Consider the following 20,800-nt stretch of genomic DNA (forward strand, 5'->3'; position numbering starts at 1 on the left):
GTACCGCGCGATCAGGGCCGCACCCTGTGGGTGCGGCCCGATGCGCGTCGGTCCTAGCGGAGGATCACACGATGCTCGCGGATTCGATGACCACGTCGTCGACCGGCACATCCTGGTGCATGCCCGCCGAGGACGTGGAGACAGCGGCGATCTTGTCGACCACGTCGGTGCCCTCGGTCACCGCGCCGAAGACCGCGTAGCCCCATCCGGAAGGGGTAGGGGCGGAGTGGTTGAGGAAGTCGTTATCGGAGACATTGATGAAGAACTGCGCGGTGGCCGAATGCGGATCGTTGGTACGCGCCATCGCGACGGTGTACTTGGCGTTCTTCAGGCCGTTGTTCGCCTCGTTCTGAATCGGGGCCTTGGTCCCCTTCTGACGCATCCCGGGCTCGAAGCCACCACCCTGGATCATGAAGCCGGGAATGACACGATGGAAAATCGTTCCGTTGTAGTGGCCCGCGTTCACGTAGTCCACAAAATTACGCACCGTATCCGGTGCCTTCTGCTCGTCCAGTTCCAGGACGATCGGGCCGTGGTTGGTCGAGATATTCACCTTGGTCATACCCCTACCTTCCCATCGTGTCGCTATCGGTCAGCGGCATGGGGGTCCGTTCCTTCGCCGTGGCGGATTTCGGGGTAATTTTCTCGCTTATCGGCACAACATTCCGGCCGTCGGCTCCGAACATTCTGAGAGCCACGAGTCTGTTCGGCCTGCGCCTGCGCTCGCGTGCGTATGCGGGAAGATACCATTGCCAATCGTGCACGACGCCGCTACCGCTGTCTTGACAAAACCGCCCACCGCTCCGGCGGCGGCCGCGCGCGATTTCCGTACCGCGCGGATAATCGCCTTGATCGCCGGGGTGCTCGGCGCGTTATTCGCGCTGGCGACTCCGTTCTTGCCGGTCACGCAGACGACCGCGGTACTGAGCTGGCCGCAGAACGGGACACTCGGCACTGTGCAGGCGCCGCTGATGTCGCAGGTGCCGATCGAACTGGACGCCACGATCCCGTGCGATGTCGTCGCGCAGTTGCCAGGGCGGGGCGGCATGTTGCTGGCTACCGCGCCACCGCAGGGCGACCGGGCCGCTCTGGAGGCCATGTTCGTACGGGTTTCGCCGGACTCGGTGGATGTGGTGGACCGCAACGTGGTCGTGGTCTCGGCCGACCGTGCGCGGATGAACGAGTGCACCTCGCTGAGTATCCACTCCGACAGCGACCGCACCTACGCGGTGTTCGACGGACTCACCGAGCAGATCGAGCGGCCGGTAGAGGGCGGTCGACCCGGTGCGGTCGAGAAGGTCGCGGTGCCGGTGGAAGGGCAGCTGCTCGGCGATCACCGGCCGCAGGTGGTCGGGGTGTTCTCCGATCTGAAGGGCGCGGTTCCCGCCGGCCTCGATGTGCACATGACACTGGACACCCGCTTCTCGACCAGCCCGACCGCGATCAAGCTGATCGCGATGTTCGCGGCGGTGTTGTGCACACTGCTGGCGCTGACGGCGCTGGCTCGGCTCGACGGCAGTGACGGGCGCGGGCACCGAAGGTTCTTCCCGGCGAACTGGCTGAAGCCGACCGGGGCGGATGGCGCGGTGGTCGGCATCCTGCTGCTGTGGCATTTCGTCGGCGCGAACACCTCCGATGACGGTTACATCCTCAGCATGGTGCGGGTGGCCCCGCACGCGGGGTATATGGCCAACTACTTCCGCTGGTACGGCGTGCCGGAGGCCCCGTTCGGCTGGTACTACGACGTGATCGGGCTCTTCGCGCAGATCTCGACGGCCAGCCCGTGGGTGCGACTGCCCGCGCTGGCTTGCGCGCTGTTGTGTTGGATGGTCATCAGCCGTGAGGTCGTACCTCGGCTCGGGCGCGGTGTGCGGACCAGCAAGGTGGCGCTGTGGACCGGCGGTCTGGTGTTCCTGGCCTTCTGGCTGCCCTTCGACAACGGCCTGCGCTCCGAGCCGATCGTCGCGCTCGGCGCGCTGCTGACCTGGGTGTCGATCGAACGGGCGATCGCGACCAGCCGTCTGCTGCCCGCCGCGGTCGCTGTATTGATCGCGGCGTTGACCCTGGCCGCCGCGCCGACCGGGCTCATGTGTGTGGCAGCGCTGCTCGCGGGCATCCGGCCGATGGTGCGCATCGTGGTGCGCAAGCATCGGCAGTTCGCCGCCGAGGGGGTCGGGCGGTGGGGTTCGACGTTGCCCCTGCTGGCGCCGTTCGCGGCGGCCGGTCTGCTCGTATTGACGGTGGTCTACAGCGATCAGACCTTCGCGGGTATCCAGGAGGCCAACCGGGTACGCCAGGCGACCGGTCCCAACCTCCGCTGGAACGAGGACTACCTGCGGTACTACTACCTGTTCGTGGAAACGGTGGATGGTTCGCTATCGCGTCGTTTCGCCTTCTTGGTGATGTTGCTGTGTCTGTTCACCACCATGCTGGTGCTACTACGGCGCAGGCGGGTTCCCGGTATCGCGAGCGGGCCGACCTGGCGGTTGATGGGCGTGGTGTTCGGAACCATCTTCTTCATGATGTTCAACCCGACCAAGTGGACCCATCATTTCGGCGCGTACGCGGGCATCGCGGGCTCACTGGCCGCGGTCACCGCGGTCGCGGTCTCGGCGAGCGCACTGCGGGCCCGCAAGAACCGGGTGATCTTCCTGGCCGGGCTGCTGTTCGTGCTCGCGATCTCGTTCTCCGGCATCAACGGCTACTGGTATGTGTCCAGTTACGGGGTGCCGTGGTTCGATAAGCCGGTCTCGTTGCAGGGTTACCAGTCCAGCACCGTGATACTCATTCTGTTCGGTCTGGCGCTCGCGCTGATCGGCTGGTACGCGTTGCGGGAGGAGTACACCGGGCCACAGCCGTCGGCGAAGACGCCGCGAGGCAGGCGGATTCGCCGGTTCGCCGCGATTCCGCTGACCGTGGTCACCGCGATAGTCGTGGCGCTGGAAGTGCTTTCGCTGCTCAAAGGCGCGGTCTCACAGTATCCGGCGTATTCGCTGGCCCGTGCGAACTTCGCCGCGCTCGGTGGCGATACCTGCGGCCTGGCCAATGATGTTCTGGTGGAACCGGACCCGAACAACGGCAGGCTGGAGCCGATCATCGATCCGGCGAATCCGCCGACCGATCCTGCTGATCCGCTGGCAGGCGCCGATCCGGTCGGTTTCGATCCGAACGGGGTGCCCGACGATCTGTCCGCCGACAGTGTGCCGGTGAAACCGGGGACCGGAAACACCTCCAATCAGTCGATCGGCGCCGCTTTCGCCGAAGGGCAGAACGCGGGTACCGGCGGTGGTCAGGGTGCGCGGGGCGTCAACGGCAGTACCGTTGCCCTGCCGTTCGGCCTCGACCCGGCGACCACACCGGTTCTCGGCAGCTATCAGACCGGTATGCAGCAGCCGGCGGAACTCACCTCCAGCTGGTATCAGCTCGAGCCACGTTCGGCGGACAAACCGCTGGTAGTGATCTCGGCCGCCGGACGAATCCTCTCCTACGACGACACCGGTGCGATGCAGTACGGCCAGTGGCTGACCGTCGACTACGGTAAGCGTCAGCCGGACGGCAGTGTGGAACAGCTCGGCACCTACCAGCCGCGGGATATCGGCCCGTCCCCGTCCTGGCGCAATCTGCGGGTACCGCTGGATGAGATCGCGCCGGATGCCGATGCGGTGCGTATCGTCGCGCGGGATCCGTCCTTGATCGGTGACCAATGGCTGGCGTTCACACCGCCGCGTATGCCGAAGCTGCAGTCGCTCAACAGTTTCCTCGGCTCCGAGCAGCCGATCCTGCTCGACTGGGCGGTTGGCCTGCAGTTCCCGTGCCAGCGCCCGTTCGACCACCGCAACGGCGTGGCCGAAATGCCGAATTACCGAATCCTGCCCGATCGTCCGCTGGCCATCAGCTCGACCAACACCTGGCAGGCCGAGGAGTTCGGCGGTCCGCTCGGCTTCACCCAGATGTTGGCGAAATCGACCACAGTGCCTACCTATCTGAAGGACGACTGGGCACGCGACTGGGGTTCACTGGAACGCTACAGCCGGTACGACCGCAATGCGGTCGAGGCCACCCTGGACACCGGCACGGTGACCAGGTCGGGCCTGTGGTCACCAGGCAGGTTACGAGTGTTCTGACCCGTTCCTGGCCACCCCGGACCAAGGCCGCCGCGCAAGCGATCCCGCGCGGCGGCCTGCCATTGTCCTGCCCCTGGATATACACATCCAGGGGATATCCCGCTCAGCCTCCGCCGGTATCCCGATGTACCTCATAGTGTTTCTCACCGATCCGGGCGATGGAATCGAGCAGATCGAGGAGTACCGCCTTTCCGAAGGCCGATACCACTTGGTGTGCCTGCACACTCGGCGATTGACTGTGGATGTGCCGATACCCGTCGACGTCGCTTTCGGCGAGTTGTGTACAGGTTAGGCGTCCATCGCAGAACGGCAGAGCGCACAGAACCGAACGGCAGAGTCGCCGCACAGACTATCCTGCGTGGCGGCCCTGCCGTTCGGTTCCGGTGCGTAACCGGCTGCTCAGACCTTCAGCCGAAGACCGAGCTCGCGCCGGAGCACCTCTTGCGCGGGAAGGCGGCCGAGCATCCGCAGCACCGCGGGGCGCAGCTCCCGCTGTTCCTCCTCGTTGAGCAGTCCGACAAGATCGCGCAGATCCATACCATCGAATGCCGTTGTCATAGTTCCCAGATTAAGGCCAATAGCCCGATTCGTCCTGCGATACATCGCCACTGGTGAGAGCATATTTTCATACCGTACAACCGGTTTCGTGCGCTCAACCATCGCGGCGGCCTTCAACTGCTGCGGCGATCAGTTGACTGGTCAGATTTCCGGTGCGTAGCAAATCCATCGGGACAGCGCCGCCGAGCTCCTTGTCGGGGGTGCTCCACCACATTCCTACTTCCCATGGACGCTGCTTGGCGCCAAGCGCCACGTTGGCTTCCTCCGCTATCGGGTCTATACGTTGTCCGGCGGTATCGAGCTGAAAAACAGGGAACCGGTAGGTATTTCCGACGGGAAATCCCAGAAGCCTGGAATGAGCACGGTGGTACCGTACGGCACTGGCTCTGCGACTTGGCGTGGTGCTGGTATCGATGATCGCACCGACCTCGGATGTCCCTATGCACTCGAATCGCTGTAGTACCAGGCGGTATTCGGCTGGAAGCGGATCCGGAGGAGGTTGGTAGGCTGTCGACCAGATCGGCTGGTGCTCCCATCCCGCCGGGCATCCGATACGACTGTCCGGTTGCTGTACCGTAGCCAGTCCGGTCTTGATCAAGTCCACGGTCTCGAGCCGCCACGTCGATTCCGGGTCGAGTTGGCTTGTGAGATAGGCGAGTATCGCCAGCGACGCATATACCCTCGAGCGCGAGTGGACATCAGCCGCATGAGCGAGATCCGGTACCCCTTCGAGGCGACCGGCTTGCTCGACTATATTCGCGTTCCACAAACGCCGTTGATGGGCGCATATGTTGCGCACGTATGTCAGATTCGTGATCCACTTCGTCAGGGTCGCGCCGTCGCCATCATGGTTCTTATCGAAAATTCCGAAGCTTGCGGCGATCAGGTTTTTATGTGGAGTTTTCAAGCCGCCGAGCAAGGTGGAAAGGGCACCGAAGGTGAGCAGTTCGGTAACGACCCAGACTGGAAGTGGCATACCTTATTTGGACTTGAAGTATTTGACGAAATCTTCTTTCGACCGGTCCTCGATCCGTCGTACATTCGTCAGCCATTGCGCATGTTCGCTGCTCAGCCACTGCGCCCTGCTCACAATAGGGTTCTGGTCATCGAACTCGGTGAATGTCCGATCCAAAGAAGCTGGGTCGAGGTGGGCGAAGGGATGCCCGGCACCTAACGTGTAACCGAGTCGGGCCTGTAGCGCGACTTCGACGCGCTCGATCGCGTCCAGGATATGCAGTCGCAGAAGACGATCGAACTCATAGAGCTCCACGACGCGGTTGAATGTTGTCCCAGGTACGAACCCCTCACCTATAGTGACGCTCGCGATTTCCTCTGGGTGTGTCTCTGGAGCCTGGATTCGCATACGGTAGATGTGCCAGTAATCCCTCAACCTGTAGTAGTCGATTTTACTGAGTATTCGAATAGCCGCTGCTTCGTCGTCAATGGTCATTCCACGGTCACGGAGTAGGCGCACCTGTTCCGCGAGAGTCAGGAACGGCTTGTCGTAGGCCGTCATGGTCGGTGTCCATGACCGGTTCGAGGACGCGCTGACAAGTGGTTACTCATCGAAGCACCTTTGATAGGATGTACGGACATGGCCGACCGTCCACTCCCGCATCAGGGAGGGGCGGTCGGTTCTCTCTTTCAGGCCACTGCTGTCTGCCGGGGGCGGTTGATCAGAGCGATTTCCGAAGTTCGTCCAGTGTCTTGCCGGAATCGACGTGGATCCAGTTGCGCCATCCGTCGATCTCAGTTCCGACCAGATCCTTCAGTGCTGGGGACGGGGCGCTGTAGGTGCCCAGGTTGGTGCGTAGCAATCCGTCATCGGTCACTGCTGCGGTGAAGACTTGTCCCTTACGGACACGTTCGTGGCGAAGTACGTCGCCGCTCTTCACCAGTCCGGCATTCATCAATGGTGCAAGCCGTCCGACGTGTAACTGACTCGGTTGGCTGGTGCTGGTGTCGCCGAGGAACAGTAATCTTCGAAGGACGTCATTGGGTTGTTCGAAGCCACGTCTACGCTCTGCAAGTGCGTCGTACACTTCGTCATCGATATCGATCCGGTGCTTCACCAGCATCTCCCCGTTCGATCTCACTTTGAAATCTTCAATCTTCCAAGATTGACAGCTTTTCAAGATTAGAAGTATGGCGAAGAGTAGTCAAGCACCTCGCGTCAGCGGGTGCGGAGGGGGATCGGAGTGTCGGCGGCCAGTGGTGAGATCGCGGGTGACCCCGTTCGGTGTGAATCCGGTGTTCTGCGCGGCGAGCCTGGTCACGGATGTGCCGGTATTCGGCAGCAACGGAGCCGGTGAAGTCGAAGGGGGCATATTCGGGCCGGCGCCCCTTCGCACTCGGTGGCTTCCAGTACTGTCGCCGGCGTCCGGTCGGTGATCTCACCATGAGCACCAGCGCGCCCGTCGTGTTCAACGGCTCAGGACGTAAGGTACCGCGTACTCCGGGATGCGCGTTATGGTGAGGATATAGCCGTCATCAGAGGTGATGAAAAGGCTCATTCTCGTATGTGTGGCACCAGGCTTGTCTACTCTCTTCGGAGATCTCGTTTCCGAACTGCGGTGAGGAAGTAGTCGCCGAGGTTATCCGGGGCAGCGTCTAATGCTACGGGCAGTAAACAATAGAAGAGATTTGTGAACCAGATTTTGGTGAGGCGCCCATATGACGGAAGTTCTCCGTTGTCCGGCCTGATCGCGTACAAGTCGAAAACAGATTTTCCGATCGTCGTGTGAAAATATCCTTGGATCACGACTCTATCTGTGAACGACAGGATAATCCAGGTGCCGAGCGCCCACGCGCCGACGGCTGGTATATGCCCTTCTCCCAGAACGACAACGGCAGCACCACCACCGAAGTGAATCGACCAATCTATAACGAACGCGATGATTCGTCGCAGACGGCGCGGTGATGGATAGCGATCATCGGAGTTCGCGCCGTGACGCCGGGACGCTCCATCGGTAGCCGGTTTCGCAGGCGGAGGGGGACTCTGTGCTGGATCTGCGTATTCCGCGTAGCGGGGACTGCCTCCCCCCGGCGCCGAGAGCACACCACGTGTGTATGGATCGCCGGCGAACCAGACGACTGGCGACTTCTCGTCGAAGCCCGAACGGCGCCACTTGCTGACCATCAATCGCGTGACAGGACGATTCCAATTATCACGCAATTCGACGTATTCTTCTCGGCCGACCGCCTCGTAGCTCATCTGCCACGGTATCCACGGATAACTTCGGAGGACGCGACGAATCCTGTTATTGGACCAGACAGCGCAAGCGCCGATGATGCCGGTGCAAAACAGGATGACGGAAACTATACCTCCGAGTCCGGCGATGTTCTGTACTGTCTGTCCGTACTTCGAATCGCTGAGCTCGATGTAGGCAAGCATGCCTGGAACACTGATAACTCCGCCGATCAGCAGCGCCCATGACCAGATGGCTCCGGTACGGAGGATGGACCGGGTGGTGGGGTTGGTGATGGCCGATGATAGCGCGTCGATGTCGGTACCTCACAAGTCCAGAGAGGAGGGGCGCGCAACCTGGTTCAGGCTTGGCTGCAGGCTGACAGACCTCGCCATATCGACCAGCATTTTCCGAAATTCGGGACCGGAGCTGATATCGACGGTCGACAACTCGACGATCGCGAGCGCGGATCCATCGTCCGCAGGGACGACAGCCTCCAGTTGATAGGTAGCAGTCGTGTCGCTGGTGTATGGCCGACCAGGTATCTCAGGTGTGGGGAGTTCGGTGATGCGCTCGGAGAACAACATCGGCCGATCATCGACATGCCGAACCAGCGTGTCCCCAAGCTCGCCCGATTTCGTTCTCGAGTCCACGAGGTCGGCCAAGACCAAGCGGGGATTGAGTTCGTCGCCGCCGGTCTCGTAGACGGACACCGTCAGGCAGGAAGTCACCGGATTTCCCTCGGTGGACAGATGCTGACCGATCCCGCAATACCGGGTTCCTCTCGCGGACAACTGGCCGAAGAGTAGTTCGACGGTCGGCAGGATCGTTCGCGTAAGTGCGCGTACTTCTGGTGTCCCGACTGTGGTGAGCAGGGATTCGGCTACATCTATTCGTTCGGAGATCTCGGTCAGTGGCATCTCCATGTAGCCGTCAGGGATCCAGATATCGAGTCTTGCCTCAATCACCGAAGACCACATTCCCCATTTCGACCAGCCCGGAACCGGCCTTCGCCGATCGTAGGAACACCTCCATGCCGGCAAGAGCGCTGCCCGGGTTCAATTTGCTCACCTGGCTGAGATCCTGCAGGCCTACCACTGCGCTGTCCGCGACATTTCCGACGACTGGCATGGACTGCAGGAAGCCGAGGCCATGGTCGAGGTTCTTTGCGAGGATGCTCGGCGCTTGAGCGCCTTCGGTGAAGGCAGTGATCGCCGTGCTGAATTCGGCCCCTTGCCAGAGCGCCTTACCACCTTTGACCAGCCCACCGATACCAGGGATAACGGCGAGCGAGTCCATGCCGACCGTGGCACCGATCGTCTTGAGAGCATCCCCGTTGAACTGGCCGTCGAAGGCATCTGAGGTGAAGTCGCCGATAGCTTGCTGTACTTCGGGCTTCATGAAGTCGATCGCCAGTGCACCGGCTCCGGATGCCAGTGCGATCACCGCCAAGACCGCGCTCGCGGGTGGCGGAGTCACTAGGGCCAGAAGGCCCGTCACCGCTGAGATACCTGCAAGAACGTCGTGGATCTGGTCCTTGTGGTCACTGATGTACTCGCCGATGCCTTTGATCGCGTCGGTGATCCGGTCCCAGATACTCTGGTCCGGTGGGCTGGGAGCGAAGGCTTTTGCGGAGGCATCCAGCTCTGCGGCGATCCGGCGGGCGAGGCTGTCGTGGATGGATTCTAGATCGTGCGCGCGTCTGACAATGGCATTGATCGTCGCTTGCCACTCGTCGACCGCTGCGGTCGCGGTGCGGACTGCCGCTATGGCGGTGTCCAGTCGTGATTGTGCCGCTGCCAGGCTCTCAGCGTCCGAATAGCTGGTGTTCGCCAGTGCTAGGTCCGGGTTGGACTTGGCCTGTGCCAATTTCGCGGTGGCCTTGGCATGCTGCCCCCTCGCTTCGGCCGCTTCGGTTTCCAGCCCTCTGGCAGTTTCTTGGAAACTGACCAGGTTGCTGTGCCACTCCTGGATCAGCGAGACGGCCTTTTCGAGTGAGCTCTGCGCGTAGTCGAGGTCCTGGGCAAGGGTAGCATCGAAGTTGGTGCGAAAGGCGTTGCCCGCGTACCCTTTCCATACGTCGTCGTTACCGTTGCGCAAGCGGCCGAGCAGCCTGTTGGTTTCCCGGACCGCCTCGTATGCTCCGCTGATCTGACCTTGCAGGCCCGCGACATCGCCGACCGCACCGGGTACCGGGTTGAATCCGAGATTCGGGTACGGGTTCTGGCTCACACTCTCTCCGCCGCGATCGGTGACCGCGCGGCTGTCGCATCGACAGCGGATTCGGCTTGTCCGAGTGCCTGTGCGAACGCCCTGTCCATCTCGGTATAGGCCACGAGGCATTTCGAGATGCCTTCCGCTGTGGCTGTCGCTGCCTCACCGATGCGTTCGATGCCGTACTTCCAGCGGGTTTGAAAGCTGTCCGCGGCATCGTTCAATGCTTTGGTGCCGATGTCCATATGCCGGTCCTTGGACATCGCCTTCATCGCGTCAGTGAGTACATCTTCGGCAGTGTTCAGTGACTGCACGGCACTACGCAGTACCTCGATGTCCACGCTGAGGACAGTGGCCATCGCTTTCCCCCTTCACTTCGATATGACACCGATCATTGAACCACATGCGGCACCGCGGCCTTCTCGTCGACGAACAACACCGAGCGGCCGGTATGGAGCAGGGAAGCAATGATGTTGGTGATCGTCCTTGCTGTTATCCGTGCCCGGTAGCGAGTGTTTCGGGTACCCCACCTCGGTGTCAGCGGATGCGGATCGGAGCGTCGTCGGCCAGTCCGTCGCGGGTCTCGACGGTGAGGTCGATATCGGCAGGTCTGGCGTTCGGATCGTAGGGGGTGAATTTCTCCAGTGAACCCCAGTCCCTGGCCCAGTCGTTGTCGAGGTAACTCGGCACGATCTGCGCCTGCAGCAGCAGGTCGGTCCAGCCGAGCGGTCCGCCGCCGAGATCGTCCTGCCAGGCGTTGGATGCCTCGGAGCCGACCCGGTCGGGCAGGATGCGCCATTTCGGGATCTCGGCGACGCCGTCGAGATGATCGAACGGACGCTGACACGGGAAGGCCAGGCCGACGTGCCAGTCGAGCAGTACCGGATCCTGTTCGCCGACTAACGAATTCAGTGTGGCCAGCTTGGGCAGCCGGGGTGGGGTGATGGCCAGCCATTGTTCGGGTGTGATGTCGTTGTCGATCGCGACCAGCCGCACCGCGTTCACCTCGGTGGGCAGTTGGTCCAGGGGGACTCGCAGGGTGCGCCACGAAGGTGCCGGTCCGATATCCAGCGGATCGATCGAGCCGAGTGTACGGACTTCGCCGTCTGTACCGCGGACTCCGTACTCCAAATGTAGTTGCTGACCGTAGGTGCGCACCCCGTCGGTATCGACCGACTGGATTCGGCCTGCCGCGGTGATCGCGAGCACTCGATAGGCGGGATCATCGCGCATACTGTCGGTCAGGTCGAGCCGGTACCACTGGGTGGTCAACTTCGCTTGCTGTTGTTCGCCTTCGCGGTAACTGCCGAGTACCGGTGTTTTGGTCGGGTCGAGACCGAAGGGCAGCGCCACTCGGCTGCCGTTGACGCCGGCCGACTCGGTCGTTCCGCCCTCGGTGCCCGTTCCGGTGGTTGTGCTGGCCCGGTCCTCGGTATCGGTGTCGACCGAGTTCGCACCGCCGGTAACAGTTTCTTCGACGTCAGCGGTGAGATCGCGGGCGACCCCGTTCGGCGTGAATCCGGTGTTCTGCGCGGCGAGTCCGGTCGCGGGCGTGCCGGTATACGGAAGCAACACCGAGTCCGCGGTATCGGTTTCCACCAGTACCTCATTGGCCAGCGCGCACGAATCTCCGAGCAGCGATTCCAGATTGGATTTGCCGATCGAGTACGCGGGGTACTGGGTGGCCGCGGCCTTGGTCAGGGAGGCGACCTCGAACAGGACCAACAGAGCGGCGGCGATGGTGAGCGGAGCCGAGGCCCACCGATCGAAACGCCCGGGTGGGGAGCTGATCGCGGGCCGGTAGGGCGCTCGGTAGTGCTGCCAGACGGCCACCAGCAATGCGAGACCACTGAGCCCGAGGAACAGCGTGGACAGCCCCTTGCCCGCGATCAGTGGCGCTTTGTCCCACCACGGCACGCCGTAGCTGGACACATACCACCAGCCATTGGAGCCGGTGAAGGTGACCGCGAGCAGGAAAAGCACCGCGGCGGCGAACAGCGTGCGGTTTCGTGGTGAGCGAATACCGTTGGTACCCACCGCGACCGCCGCGAGCGCCGCGAGCGCCCCGGCCAGCCCGGCGTACACCCCGAAGTGATGTGTCCATTTGGTCGGGGTGAACATCATCAGGAACAACGACGCGAAAACGATGCCGAGAATGCGTACCGACGGACCGCGGGATGTGCCGGGAATGCGTCCCTTACGCAGTACCTGCAGCACACAGACCAGCAGGCACAGCAGCATCACCAGCACGGCGAATCGCCGTGCCAATGAACCGTCCGGCGACAGCATCAGCAGCGAGTCCCAGCGGGCGCGTTCGTCGAACCAAGCCACATTCGGGCCGACGATCCGGCGTACCCTGGTGGCCTCCAATACCGTCGCCAGCGTCTGGTCGGCGAAGATCACCACGAGTATCAGCGTGCCCGCGGCCACACCGGGCGCGAGCAGCGCCGCGAACCGGAACACCGTGTTCGCCAGGGACGGTCCGCGTTCGACCGCAGGAGCGTTCATCGTGGTCATGTCGGCACCGGGCCCGGTGCCGGCCGGAATAACGCCGCGCGCCCGTTTGATGAGGATCAGCAGTACCGGCCGCGAGCCAGCGATCAGCGCCGCGATGCAGATAAGGCCGGTGGGGCCGGCCGCGAGGGAGAACGCCGCGATCAGGACCGCCACCGCGGCGGGCAGCAACCGGCCGGTCGCGATGGCGCGTTCGATCGAACACCAGGTGAGCAGCGCGCCCGTCGCAATCAACGGCTCTGGGCGCAGGCCGTTGTCGTAGGGCAGCCAGAAGGCGAGGAAGACCAAGCCGGCGGTCCACAGTGCGATCTTGTTGCGCCGGACGCGGGCGCCGAGGCGCGGCAGTACCTCCCGGCTGATCACCAGCCAGCAGATGATGCCCGCCGCCAGGGTGGGCAGGCGCATCCACAGGCTGGCGTCGGAGATCCTGGTCATCCAGGCCAGCACCTCGTAGGACCAGCCGAAGGGCGCCTCCGGTACCGCGAACCACCGGTAGTAGTTGGCCAGGTAACCGGCGTGCTCGGAGACGCGCGCCATGGTCAGGATGTAACCGTCGTCGGAAGTATTGGCCCCGATGACATGCCACAGCACCAAGGTGCTGAGCACGACGCTGTCGGTCGGGGTGATCCGCCACCAGTTGGCTGGCAGGAATCGTCGTGGCCTGCGGCCGTCCGCGGTATCGAGCTGATGCAGTGCCAGCAGCGCGAGCAGCGTGCACAGCGCGGCGGCGATCATCACGGCCAGTTTCAACGGCGTCGGCGTGGTGGAGAAGCGCGAGTCGATATCGACCCGCACCTGCGCGCCGGTGAGCTGTTCGGCGTCCAGATCGGTGAACAGGCCGACCAGCTGCGGCCGGACATCTCGGTTCACAGTGGACCGGAACGGCGTGCCGTCCTGCCTGGATGCTCCGCTGAGTTCCGCGGTGGTGGCCGTAGCAGTGGATTCGATGGTCAGCGCCGTACAAGACCCGATCTCCCGCAGCGGCGCAGATAGCAGGGGAATGTCCCGGAGCAGCACCGAGAGCGTGCCATCGGCGACCGAGACCACCATCCCTTTGCTGGTCGCCTGCTCGGCGGCAGCGGGAACTGTGGACAACACCGTGCCCGTGTCGACCTCGCCGAGCAACGAGCACGGCAGGGTCGCCCGTAGCCGCAACGGCTCGTAGGACACCAGCGGCGCCGCGACGCTCGCTGTGCCGGGCTGGGGCCAGTCCATGCTCGCTCTGTCCTGCCGCACCGGCAGCAGCGGAGTCGATAGCGCCAAGACGAATCCGAGCAGCCCGGCGATGAGGGCGATGGCGCGGTAACGCATGAACGCTCGAGAAGATCGGTCCGGTCGCACGGTGGTTGATGCTAGTGCTGCCGGTAACCACACTGTCGATCGGAATCCGGCCTTGCCCGCCGACCCACAATATCTCGCAGGCGTGGCGGGTCGGGAATCGGTCAGCGACGCACGGTGACCAGAGTGAACGGGCCGATGTCCGTTATGGTGAAACGCGGGTCGTCGAACAGCTCTTTCGGGAAGCTCACGGTATAGCGCTTCACGTTCGGATCGTTCGGATAGACATCCTCGGCCAGGCGCAGCGTGTAGGCATCACCGCTGCGCCGGAACAGGAATGCGTCCGGTGCACGCCACGGGCTCGCCGCCAGCGCGTCGAGCAGTTGCCGCGGTGTGCTCAGTTCACTCCACTCCTCGATCGTCGCGGCCCGCCCGGCGAAATCGGCGAGCGGGTTGGCGTAGTGCGAGGTGAGTGCCTGGAAGCCGAAGTACGGGTAGTACGCCAGGAAGCTGGTGTCCGCGGTGAGCACTACCGTGTCCGAGCGGGGGCGGCCGGTCTGTGCGATGAGTGCCGCGTCCACCTCCTCGTAATGCGATACCGCTGAGGGCGCTCGCTGGTCGGCCCGGTTGCCGTCGCCGTCGGTGTCGGTGTAGGCGGTGGTGATCTCCGCCGCCAGGATGTGCGGGATGTCCTGGGTGAATGCCAGTGCCCCCGCGGTCGCGACGACGAGCGCCATCCAGCGGAACCGGGAGGGTTCGTTCAGCGCCTGATAGATCGCCCGCGCGCCCTCGACGAACCCGAATGCTCCCGCGACCGCGAGCAGCACCTGCAGGACCGGCTCCAGCCGGAAGGACAGCAGAGTGGTGCCCGCCGCGGTCAGCATCATGGACAGCAGCGCCCACAGGTAGATCGCCGCCACACCGATCGCCAGTGCCTGAGCCCGCCGGGACGACGTGACGCGCAGCACCAGCCACCCGGTGCCGAGCAGACACAACGCGCCGAGCAGCGAGAACTCGAACATCGGCAGTGGCAGTCGCGATCCGGACTCCGGTAGGTAGTGCAGTGCGGTGCCGGAACTCGCTGTCGCGTCGCGCAGTGCCCGTACCAGGTACGGCGCCCACACGAGGAGTGCGATCAGGCCGGCGAGCGCGCCGATCACGACCAGCCGCAGCAACGGCGGCACTGCCGCGCGCCAGGGCGGACGGTTGCCGTCCGTGGCGGTGCGGGTGCGGTGTGCCAGGGCCGCCACACGTTGCTCGCGTACCGCGAGCCAGGCCGCCAGCAGACCCATCAGGCCGATCGCGAAGACGGCCAGCAGGAAGTAAAGGGTGTAGAACGTGGCAGCCATGCCGAGAAACAGCCCGGTGCCGATGACCGCGCCCCAACCACCCGCGGTGTGCCCTTCGATGGCTTTCTGCGCCGTAGTGCCCGGCTCGTGATTCTCCCTCGGCCGGTGCAGCGCCCCCCAGGCGAGCACCAGCGCGGGCGGCAGCAACAGCACGATGATGGCGCCATAGGCCTCTGGTGCGGCATAGGCCAGCGTGACCGCGGTGCCCGCGGCTGTGACGGCCACGGCCCAGTCCGCGCGGATCAACTCGGACCACAGCACCAGTGCGACCACTGCCGTTACCGCAAGGAAGCCGATCGCGTACGGCTTGAATACTTCCCAGCCGTCCATACCGAGCAGATTCGCTACCCGCCCGCCGAGCCAGAACCATCCTGCCGGGTAGTACGGCGGCAGATCCGCGTAGGTCATATCGCGTAGGGCGGGGGAGTCGGTGAGCCGGGTGAGGAACTCGGTGCGGAACTCCTGGTCCACCGAGATGCCGAACAGATACAGTTTGGTCGCCGCCAACGGCATGCCGAGCGTGACCGTGACGAACGACGAAATTCCCACCCAGGAAAGCAGTTTCGCGATCCATCGCCATTTGTGCCGCCGGAGCAACGTGATCGAGGCAACGAGTAGTGCCGCCGCGCCGACCTGCCCGAGCGTGGTCAGCGTCCGCGTCACATTCGACGAGTTGAAGGCGGGCCACTGCACCATGGAGAACGCGATGAGCCCGACGGCGGCAACAACCACGGCCACGGTGGCCGCGAGTGCGGCCTCGGCGATCCCGCCCGCGACCTGTCGTACCAGCAGCGCCGCCCGCCCTGGCATCCGTGCCGGACCGGGGACCTGTGCCGGTGCGTCGCTGGTCGCGGTCACTGTACGCAACGGATCGCTCCGTGCTCGCCGCACTCGGTTACTCGCATGACGCCTCCGGGTTCACTCGGGTCGATTCCGTCGAAGGTTCACTCAGGTCGACTCCGTCAGACGATAGGTGCCCGCGTGATCGCCGATCACGCGGGCACTTCGGTCCGAGCTGGAGCACCGGATTCAGATGGGCAGCCTGCGGAAGATCGCGCGCGGGATATGCCGCAGGACCATCATCACGTAGCGGAACGCGCCCGGCGCCCAGACCAGTTCCTTGCCCTTCTGCGAGGCGGAAACCGCCAGCGCCGCGATATCTTCCTTGTCGACGGTGAGCGGCGCCTCTTTGACGTGTGCGGACATCCGGGTGCGCACCTGACCGGGGCGGATCACCAGTACGCGCGGACCGTGTGGCCGCAGTGCCTCACCGAGACCGAGGTAGAAGCCGTCCAGACCGGCCTTGGTCGAGCCGTAGACGAAGTTCGAGCGCCGCACCCGCTCGCCAGCCACCGAGGACATGGCGATGATCCGGCCGTAGCCCTGGGCCTTCATCTTCTCGCCGACCAGCACCCCGACCGATACCGCCGCGGTGTAGTTGATCTCGGCGATCTGCACCGCCTTGCGCTGATCGCGCCACAGCTGTTCGGCATCGCCGAGCAGACCGAACGCGACGATGGCGACATCGACGTCACCGGCGTCCCAGGCAGCGTCGATCACCTTGGGGTGGCTGCCGGTGTCGAGTGCGTCGAAGTCGATGACTTCCACCTGGCTCGCGCCAGCGGCCTCCATCTGCGCGACCGCGTCCGCGCGCAGCGGATCACCTGGCAGCGTGGCGAGGACGATGCGCGCGGGCCCCTTCTTCAGGTACTCCGCGCAGATCGCCAAGCCGATCTCCGAGGTCCCGCCGAGCAGCAGAATCGACTGCGGATTACCAACGGCATTGATCATTTCGTAGAACCTACCGTCACTGTAGTTCCAGCCTTCTCGCCATATCGGACATGAAAACGCCTGTGGGATCGACATTTCGACGGACCTTGATCCATTCGTCGATCCGGGGATACATCTGGTGGAAGGTCTCCGCGGTGGTCCGCGAGTCCTTCGCGGTGTACAGCCGCCCGCCGAACTCCAGCACCCGCCGGTCCAGTTCACGGACGAGTTCGTTGAGACCCGGTTTGATCGGGAAGTCGACGCAGATGTTCCAGCCAGGCATCGGGAAACTCAGCGGGGCTTGATTACCCGGGCCGAACAGCTTGAACACATTCAGCGCCGAGTAGTGCCCAGAGGCCTGGATGTCGATGATGATCCGCTTGAACTCCTCGACCGCCTCGGTCGGTACCACGAACTGGTACTGCAGGAATCCGTTGGAACCATAGCCGCGGTTCCACTCCGCGATCATATCCAGCGGGTGGTAGAACTGCGTCAGGTTCTGCACCTTGCCGGTGTAGTTGCCGCCCATCCGGTAGTACGCCTCGCCGATGGACATCAGCGTCAGCTTGTTCATCGTCCAGTTGGGGAAGATATCCGGCACTGTCATCAGCTGCGGGGCGTCGAACTTCAGCGGTTTGCTACGCAGCCGTTTCGGCAGCTCGTCCACTTTCGCCAGCCTGCCGCGGGTGATCGTGGCCCTGCCCAGCTTGGGTGGCGGGCTGATCACATCGAACCAGGCGCTCGAGTAGGTGTAGTTCGCCTCGCTGCCGTCGCTGTGCGCGGCGATGGTCTCGTCGAGGGTCGTGGTCTTCACGCCGTCATTGAGGAAATAGGCGGTCTCGGTCGGCACCATCTCGATGGTCGCGCGCAGGATGATGCCGGTGAGGCCGTTGCCGCCGACGGTGGCCCAGAACAGTTTGGCATTGCGCCTCGGCGTGATGTGCTGCACCTGCCCATCGGCGGTGAGCAGCTCCATCGAGCGCACGTGGTTGCCGAAGCTGCCCTCGCTGTGATGGTTCTTGCCGTGGATATCGGAGGCGATCGCGCCACCGATGGTCACCTGGCGGGTACCAGGCAGCACCGGTACCCAGAGCCCGAACGGCAGCGCGGCCTTCATGAGCTGATCCAGGCTGACGCCACCGTCGACATCCACGATCCTGGTATCACGATCGATCCGGTGGATGTTGTTCAGTGCGGTCATATCGACGACCAGCCCGCCCGCGTTCTGGGCGTGGTCGCCGTAGGAGCGGCCGAGGCCGCGGGCGATCACGCCGCGGCGCAGATGCGGCGGCTTACCGTCGTTGTCCTCGGCGACCATGGCCACGGCCTTGGCGATCAGTTCTGGATCGCCGGTCGAGAGCACTTCGGACGAGGTAGGTGCGGTGCGACCCCACCCGGTCAACGTGCGGGTGCGCGTCGGCAGTGCGAACGCGGACCCCGCGGCCGGGCCATCGTGTGTGACGCCGGTGTCGTTACCGGTTGTCGTGGTGGCGGTCGGAGCTTTCGTGGACATCGGCATAGAGGCTACAGGCATTACGCCGGATCCGGTTGCGCTCGCCGTACCCACCGGTAGGAGTGCGCCCGCGGGCGCGGCGGGCGAGTGCGGTATCGAATCCGCGCCCCGGCCAGGGCGACGCTACGCTCATCGCGTGCAAGCCGAACCACATCTGCCGCTGCCGGTCGAGTTACCGCTGGTCGACGAGCCAGGCGGCACCGACGTCGACCTCAAGACACAGATCATCCGGTTCACTCTCACCGGCGGGTTCTCGGCTGTCGTCGACTACGGGCTCTACAGCCTGCTGCTCAATGTGGTCGGCCTCCCGGTCAGCGTCGCCAAGTCGATCGGTTTTGTGGCGGGTACCACAACCGCCTACCTGATCAATCGGCGCTGGACCTTCCAGGCCCCGCCGAGCCGGACTCGTTTCCTCGCGGTGATCGCGCTCTACGCGCTCACCTTCGCGGTCCAGGTCGGCATCAACGCGGCGCTCTACCACGCTTTGGATGAGGTCTGGTGGCGGCAGCCGTTGGCCTTCGTCGTCGCCCAGGGCACCGCCACGGTGATCAACTTCGTCATCCAGCGCGCGGTGATATTCAAGATCCGCTGAAGGCTGGCTTGCGCCGATCAGCCCATGTGTTCCTATACGCAGAGCTCACCGATAGGTACACGCGGTAACGGGAACCGTCGGCCGCCGATGTGAATCCGAGCGGTTCGAGCTCGTCCGTCAGGGGTCTACGCTCACAGGTGCGGATCCTATGCCAGCCGCGCAGTCACCACCCGCGGACTCTCCGGATACCCTGTTTTCGCGCAGCGCCGTACACCCTTCTCACGTCTTGGACCTTCGTAAGTCAAAACGCAAGCGGGACAAAGTGTTGTGTCTAAAATCTCAGTTAGAGCACTCACTGCAACGTCATAAGGGTCCGTTGAGCATCGGCTCCCACTTCGAGTAGGCCTCGAAGTCACGGAAGTGGCGTGAATACAGGTCACCGCCCTCGGACAGGTCGTCGATCAACGCCGCCACAATGTCGATCACTGCGGTAGGGGTGACGGTGACGTTGTAGCCGGCTTCGTTCTTGTAGGTCTCCTCGTCGCTCCGGAAGTTCTCCTCGGCAAGCTCCCGCGCTTCCTCTTCGGACTCCGCGTAAAGGAGCGTCACATCTTCCCGGTACAGCGGTACATAGTCCGGAGCATCGGAGGTGAACTCGAACAGTGTGATGGCGATGTACGGGCTCTTGGCCAACTAGCTGACTCCTTCCTTCTACTTCTTGAAGCGACTGTCTTTCAGTAACTTCCAGGCCTTCTTGTGGTCCGCTCGGGGACCGTTGCCTGCGCCAGCGACGCACCGAAACTCTTCGCCTGGGACAAGACCGCCGAAGAAATCTTCGAAACACTGTGCCATTCACTGCCGATGAATCAGCGACTCGCGAAACTAGAGTCGTTTGACCTTTTCTAGTGGATATCCAGCAATTATTGCAAGAACAATCACATACACAGAAAGGAAAATGCGAAATGGCACTGGAAGGCCGGAATCGTCTCCAGTGCTGATGATGCGGGTCATTGCTACGATCGGCGGTATGCTGAATATGATAGTCACAGTTCCCCAGGACCTGAGTACCTTATTGGCCTTCTCGCTGAAAGTATCTCGGATGTAACCGGCAAAGACCTCTGCGGCGCCCACTATGAGTAATATTGTGCAGAGCGTAAGTATGAGATAAGGATTCATCAACATCGGCACTCCTATGATATTATGAAAATATCTGGAAGATGAGTGCCCTTCGGCAGGAACTGTCCCGCCGAAGGGCACTCAAATTACTGGTGGGTCAGATGAATATACTACCTGCGGCCATATTTTATAACCCAGGAAATAACTGCTATGACCACCTTCTTCTGAAGTTCGGGGGCGAGCACCCTCCACGCTGCCGCTGCGGGGCCGCCGATCACTACACCTGTTGCGCATGAGGCAACCGCATTCCATACATAGTCAGTAGGCTCCCCTCGGTTAACCATATCCTGCAGGAAAGATGTAGGCACACTCAACAATCCCGCGGATACACACGATCCCAATGCTGCGATAACTACAGTAGTGAAGATGGCTAGCGGATTCTTCGCTGTATGGAACTCTGTAGCAGAAATTCTTGCCGTCGGTATTGTTTCAGCCTTTGGCATCGGTGTGGCTTCGGCTACAGATGCGGCGCCCACGGTTGCGGTGAGTATAATTGCTGTTGCAGCAACAGCCTTACGAATAAGGTTCATGGAGTGTTCCTGTTCTATGGGTTGTGAACTGTGAACAGTTGCGCACACGTGCGC

The 20,800-nt window shown here is 63.0% G+C and carries 16 protein-coding genes and 1 pseudogene; 3 read left to right on the forward strand and 14 right to left on the reverse strand.

Features of this window, described 5'->3' with window-relative positions:
- Positions 1–64: 64 nt before the first annotated feature.
- Positions 65–562: a peptidylprolyl isomerase gene (locus ACL02S_RS17205; protein ID WP_412803450.1), complete on the reverse strand. Its 498-nt coding sequence runs from the start codon at positions 560–562 to the stop codon at positions 65–67.
- Between the two features lie 196 nt (positions 563–758).
- Between ACL02S_RS17205 and ACL02S_RS17210 the strand changes: the two genes are divergently transcribed.
- Positions 759–4,124 (forward strand): arabinosyltransferase domain-containing protein, encoded by a 3,366-nt coding sequence (locus tag ACL02S_RS17210; protein ID WP_412803451.1) that lies wholly within the window; start codon positions 759–761, stop codon positions 4,122–4,124.
- A gap of 399 nt (positions 4,125–4,523) precedes the next feature.
- Here the strand turns inward: ACL02S_RS17210 and ACL02S_RS17215 are convergent, their stop codons facing one another.
- The 11 genes and pseudogenes from ACL02S_RS17215 to dprE1 form a co-directional block, all read right to left on the reverse strand.
- Positions 4,524–4,682, reverse strand: coding sequence for a hypothetical protein (locus tag ACL02S_RS17215; RefSeq protein ID WP_412803452.1), 159 nt, complete (start codon positions 4,680–4,682; stop codon positions 4,524–4,526).
- A gap of 94 nt (positions 4,683–4,776) precedes the next feature.
- Positions 4,777–6,198 (reverse strand): annotated as a pseudogene (locus ACL02S_RS17220) (Abi family protein).
- A 160-nt stretch (positions 6,199–6,358) separates the two neighbouring features.
- Positions 6,359–6,754: a restriction system modified-DNA reader domain-containing protein gene (locus ACL02S_RS17225; RefSeq protein ID WP_412803453.1), complete on the reverse strand. Its 396-nt coding sequence runs from the start codon at positions 6,752–6,754 to the stop codon at positions 6,359–6,361.
- Positions 6,755–7,221: 467 nt separating this feature from the next.
- A complete protein-coding gene (locus ACL02S_RS17230) occupies positions 7,222–8,076 on the reverse strand; it encodes an RDD family protein (protein WP_412803454.1) in 855 nt (284 codons plus the stop codon).
- A 120-nt stretch (positions 8,077–8,196) separates the two neighbouring features.
- Positions 8,197–8,838, reverse strand: a complete 642-nt coding sequence (locus tag ACL02S_RS17235) for a hypothetical protein (RefSeq protein ID WP_412803455.1) — start codon at positions 8,836–8,838, stop codon at positions 8,197–8,199.
- Positions 8,831–9,970 carry a hypothetical protein gene (locus tag ACL02S_RS17240; RefSeq protein ID WP_412803456.1) on the reverse strand — a complete coding sequence of 380 codons (1,140 nt, stop codon included), beginning with the start codon at positions 9,968–9,970 and terminating at the stop codon, positions 8,831–8,833. The genes ACL02S_RS17235 and ACL02S_RS17240 overlap by 8 nt, the downstream gene beginning before the upstream one ends.
- A 128-nt stretch (positions 9,971–10,098) precedes the next feature.
- Complete coding sequence (locus ACL02S_RS17245; protein ID WP_412803457.1) at positions 10,099–10,443, reverse strand: hypothetical protein; 345 nt, start codon at positions 10,441–10,443, stop codon at positions 10,099–10,101.
- 178 nt (positions 10,444–10,621) lie between these two features.
- Positions 10,622–13,909 carry an arabinosyltransferase domain-containing protein gene (locus ACL02S_RS17250; RefSeq protein ID WP_412803458.1) on the reverse strand — a complete coding sequence of 1,096 codons (3,288 nt, stop codon included), beginning with the start codon at positions 13,907–13,909 and terminating at the stop codon, positions 10,622–10,624.
- 131 nt (positions 13,910–14,040) lie between these two features.
- On the reverse strand, positions 14,041–16,035 hold the full coding sequence (locus ACL02S_RS17255) for a galactan 5-O-arabinofuranosyltransferase (protein ID WP_412803509.1): 1,995 nt from the start codon (positions 16,033–16,035) through the stop codon (positions 14,041–14,043).
- A 219-nt stretch (positions 16,036–16,254) separates the two neighbouring features.
- On the reverse strand, positions 16,255–17,016 hold the full coding sequence (dprE2, locus tag ACL02S_RS17260) for a decaprenylphospho-beta-D-erythro-pentofuranosid-2-ulose 2-reductase (protein ID WP_412803459.1): 762 nt from the start codon (positions 17,014–17,016) through the stop codon (positions 16,255–16,257).
- 16 nt (positions 17,017–17,032) lie between these two features.
- On the reverse strand, positions 17,033–18,514 hold the full coding sequence (gene dprE1, locus ACL02S_RS17265) for a decaprenylphosphoryl-beta-D-ribose oxidase (protein WP_412803510.1): 1,482 nt from the start codon (positions 18,512–18,514) through the stop codon (positions 17,033–17,035).
- Between the two features lie 130 nt (positions 18,515–18,644).
- Between dprE1 and ACL02S_RS17270 the strand changes: the two genes are divergently transcribed.
- Positions 18,645–19,100: a GtrA family protein gene (locus ACL02S_RS17270; RefSeq protein ID WP_412803511.1), complete on the forward strand. Its 456-nt coding sequence runs from the start codon at positions 18,645–18,647 to the stop codon at positions 19,098–19,100.
- Positions 19,101–19,403: 303 nt separating this feature from the next.
- Here the strand turns inward: ACL02S_RS17270 and ACL02S_RS17275 are convergent, their stop codons facing one another.
- Positions 19,404–19,733 carry a DUF4288 domain-containing protein gene (locus tag ACL02S_RS17275; RefSeq protein ID WP_412803460.1) on the reverse strand — a complete coding sequence of 110 codons (330 nt, stop codon included), beginning with the start codon at positions 19,731–19,733 and terminating at the stop codon, positions 19,404–19,406.
- 189 nt (positions 19,734–19,922) lie between these two features.
- On the reverse strand, positions 19,923–20,216 hold the full coding sequence (locus ACL02S_RS17280) for a hypothetical protein (RefSeq protein WP_412803461.1): 294 nt from the start codon (positions 20,214–20,216) through the stop codon (positions 19,923–19,925).
- 366 nt (positions 20,217–20,582) lie between these two features.
- Here ACL02S_RS17280 and ACL02S_RS17285 point away from each other — a divergent pair, with 366 nt between their 5' ends.
- Complete coding sequence (locus ACL02S_RS17285; RefSeq protein ID WP_412803462.1) at positions 20,583–20,780, forward strand: hypothetical protein; 198 nt, start codon at positions 20,583–20,585, stop codon at positions 20,778–20,780.
- Positions 20,781–20,800: the final 20 nt, after the last annotated feature.

Origin of the sequence: Nocardia spongicola, assembly GCF_047200775.1 — a bacterium.
Taxonomy (GTDB): Bacteria; Actinomycetota; Actinomycetes; order Mycobacteriales; family Mycobacteriaceae; genus Nocardia.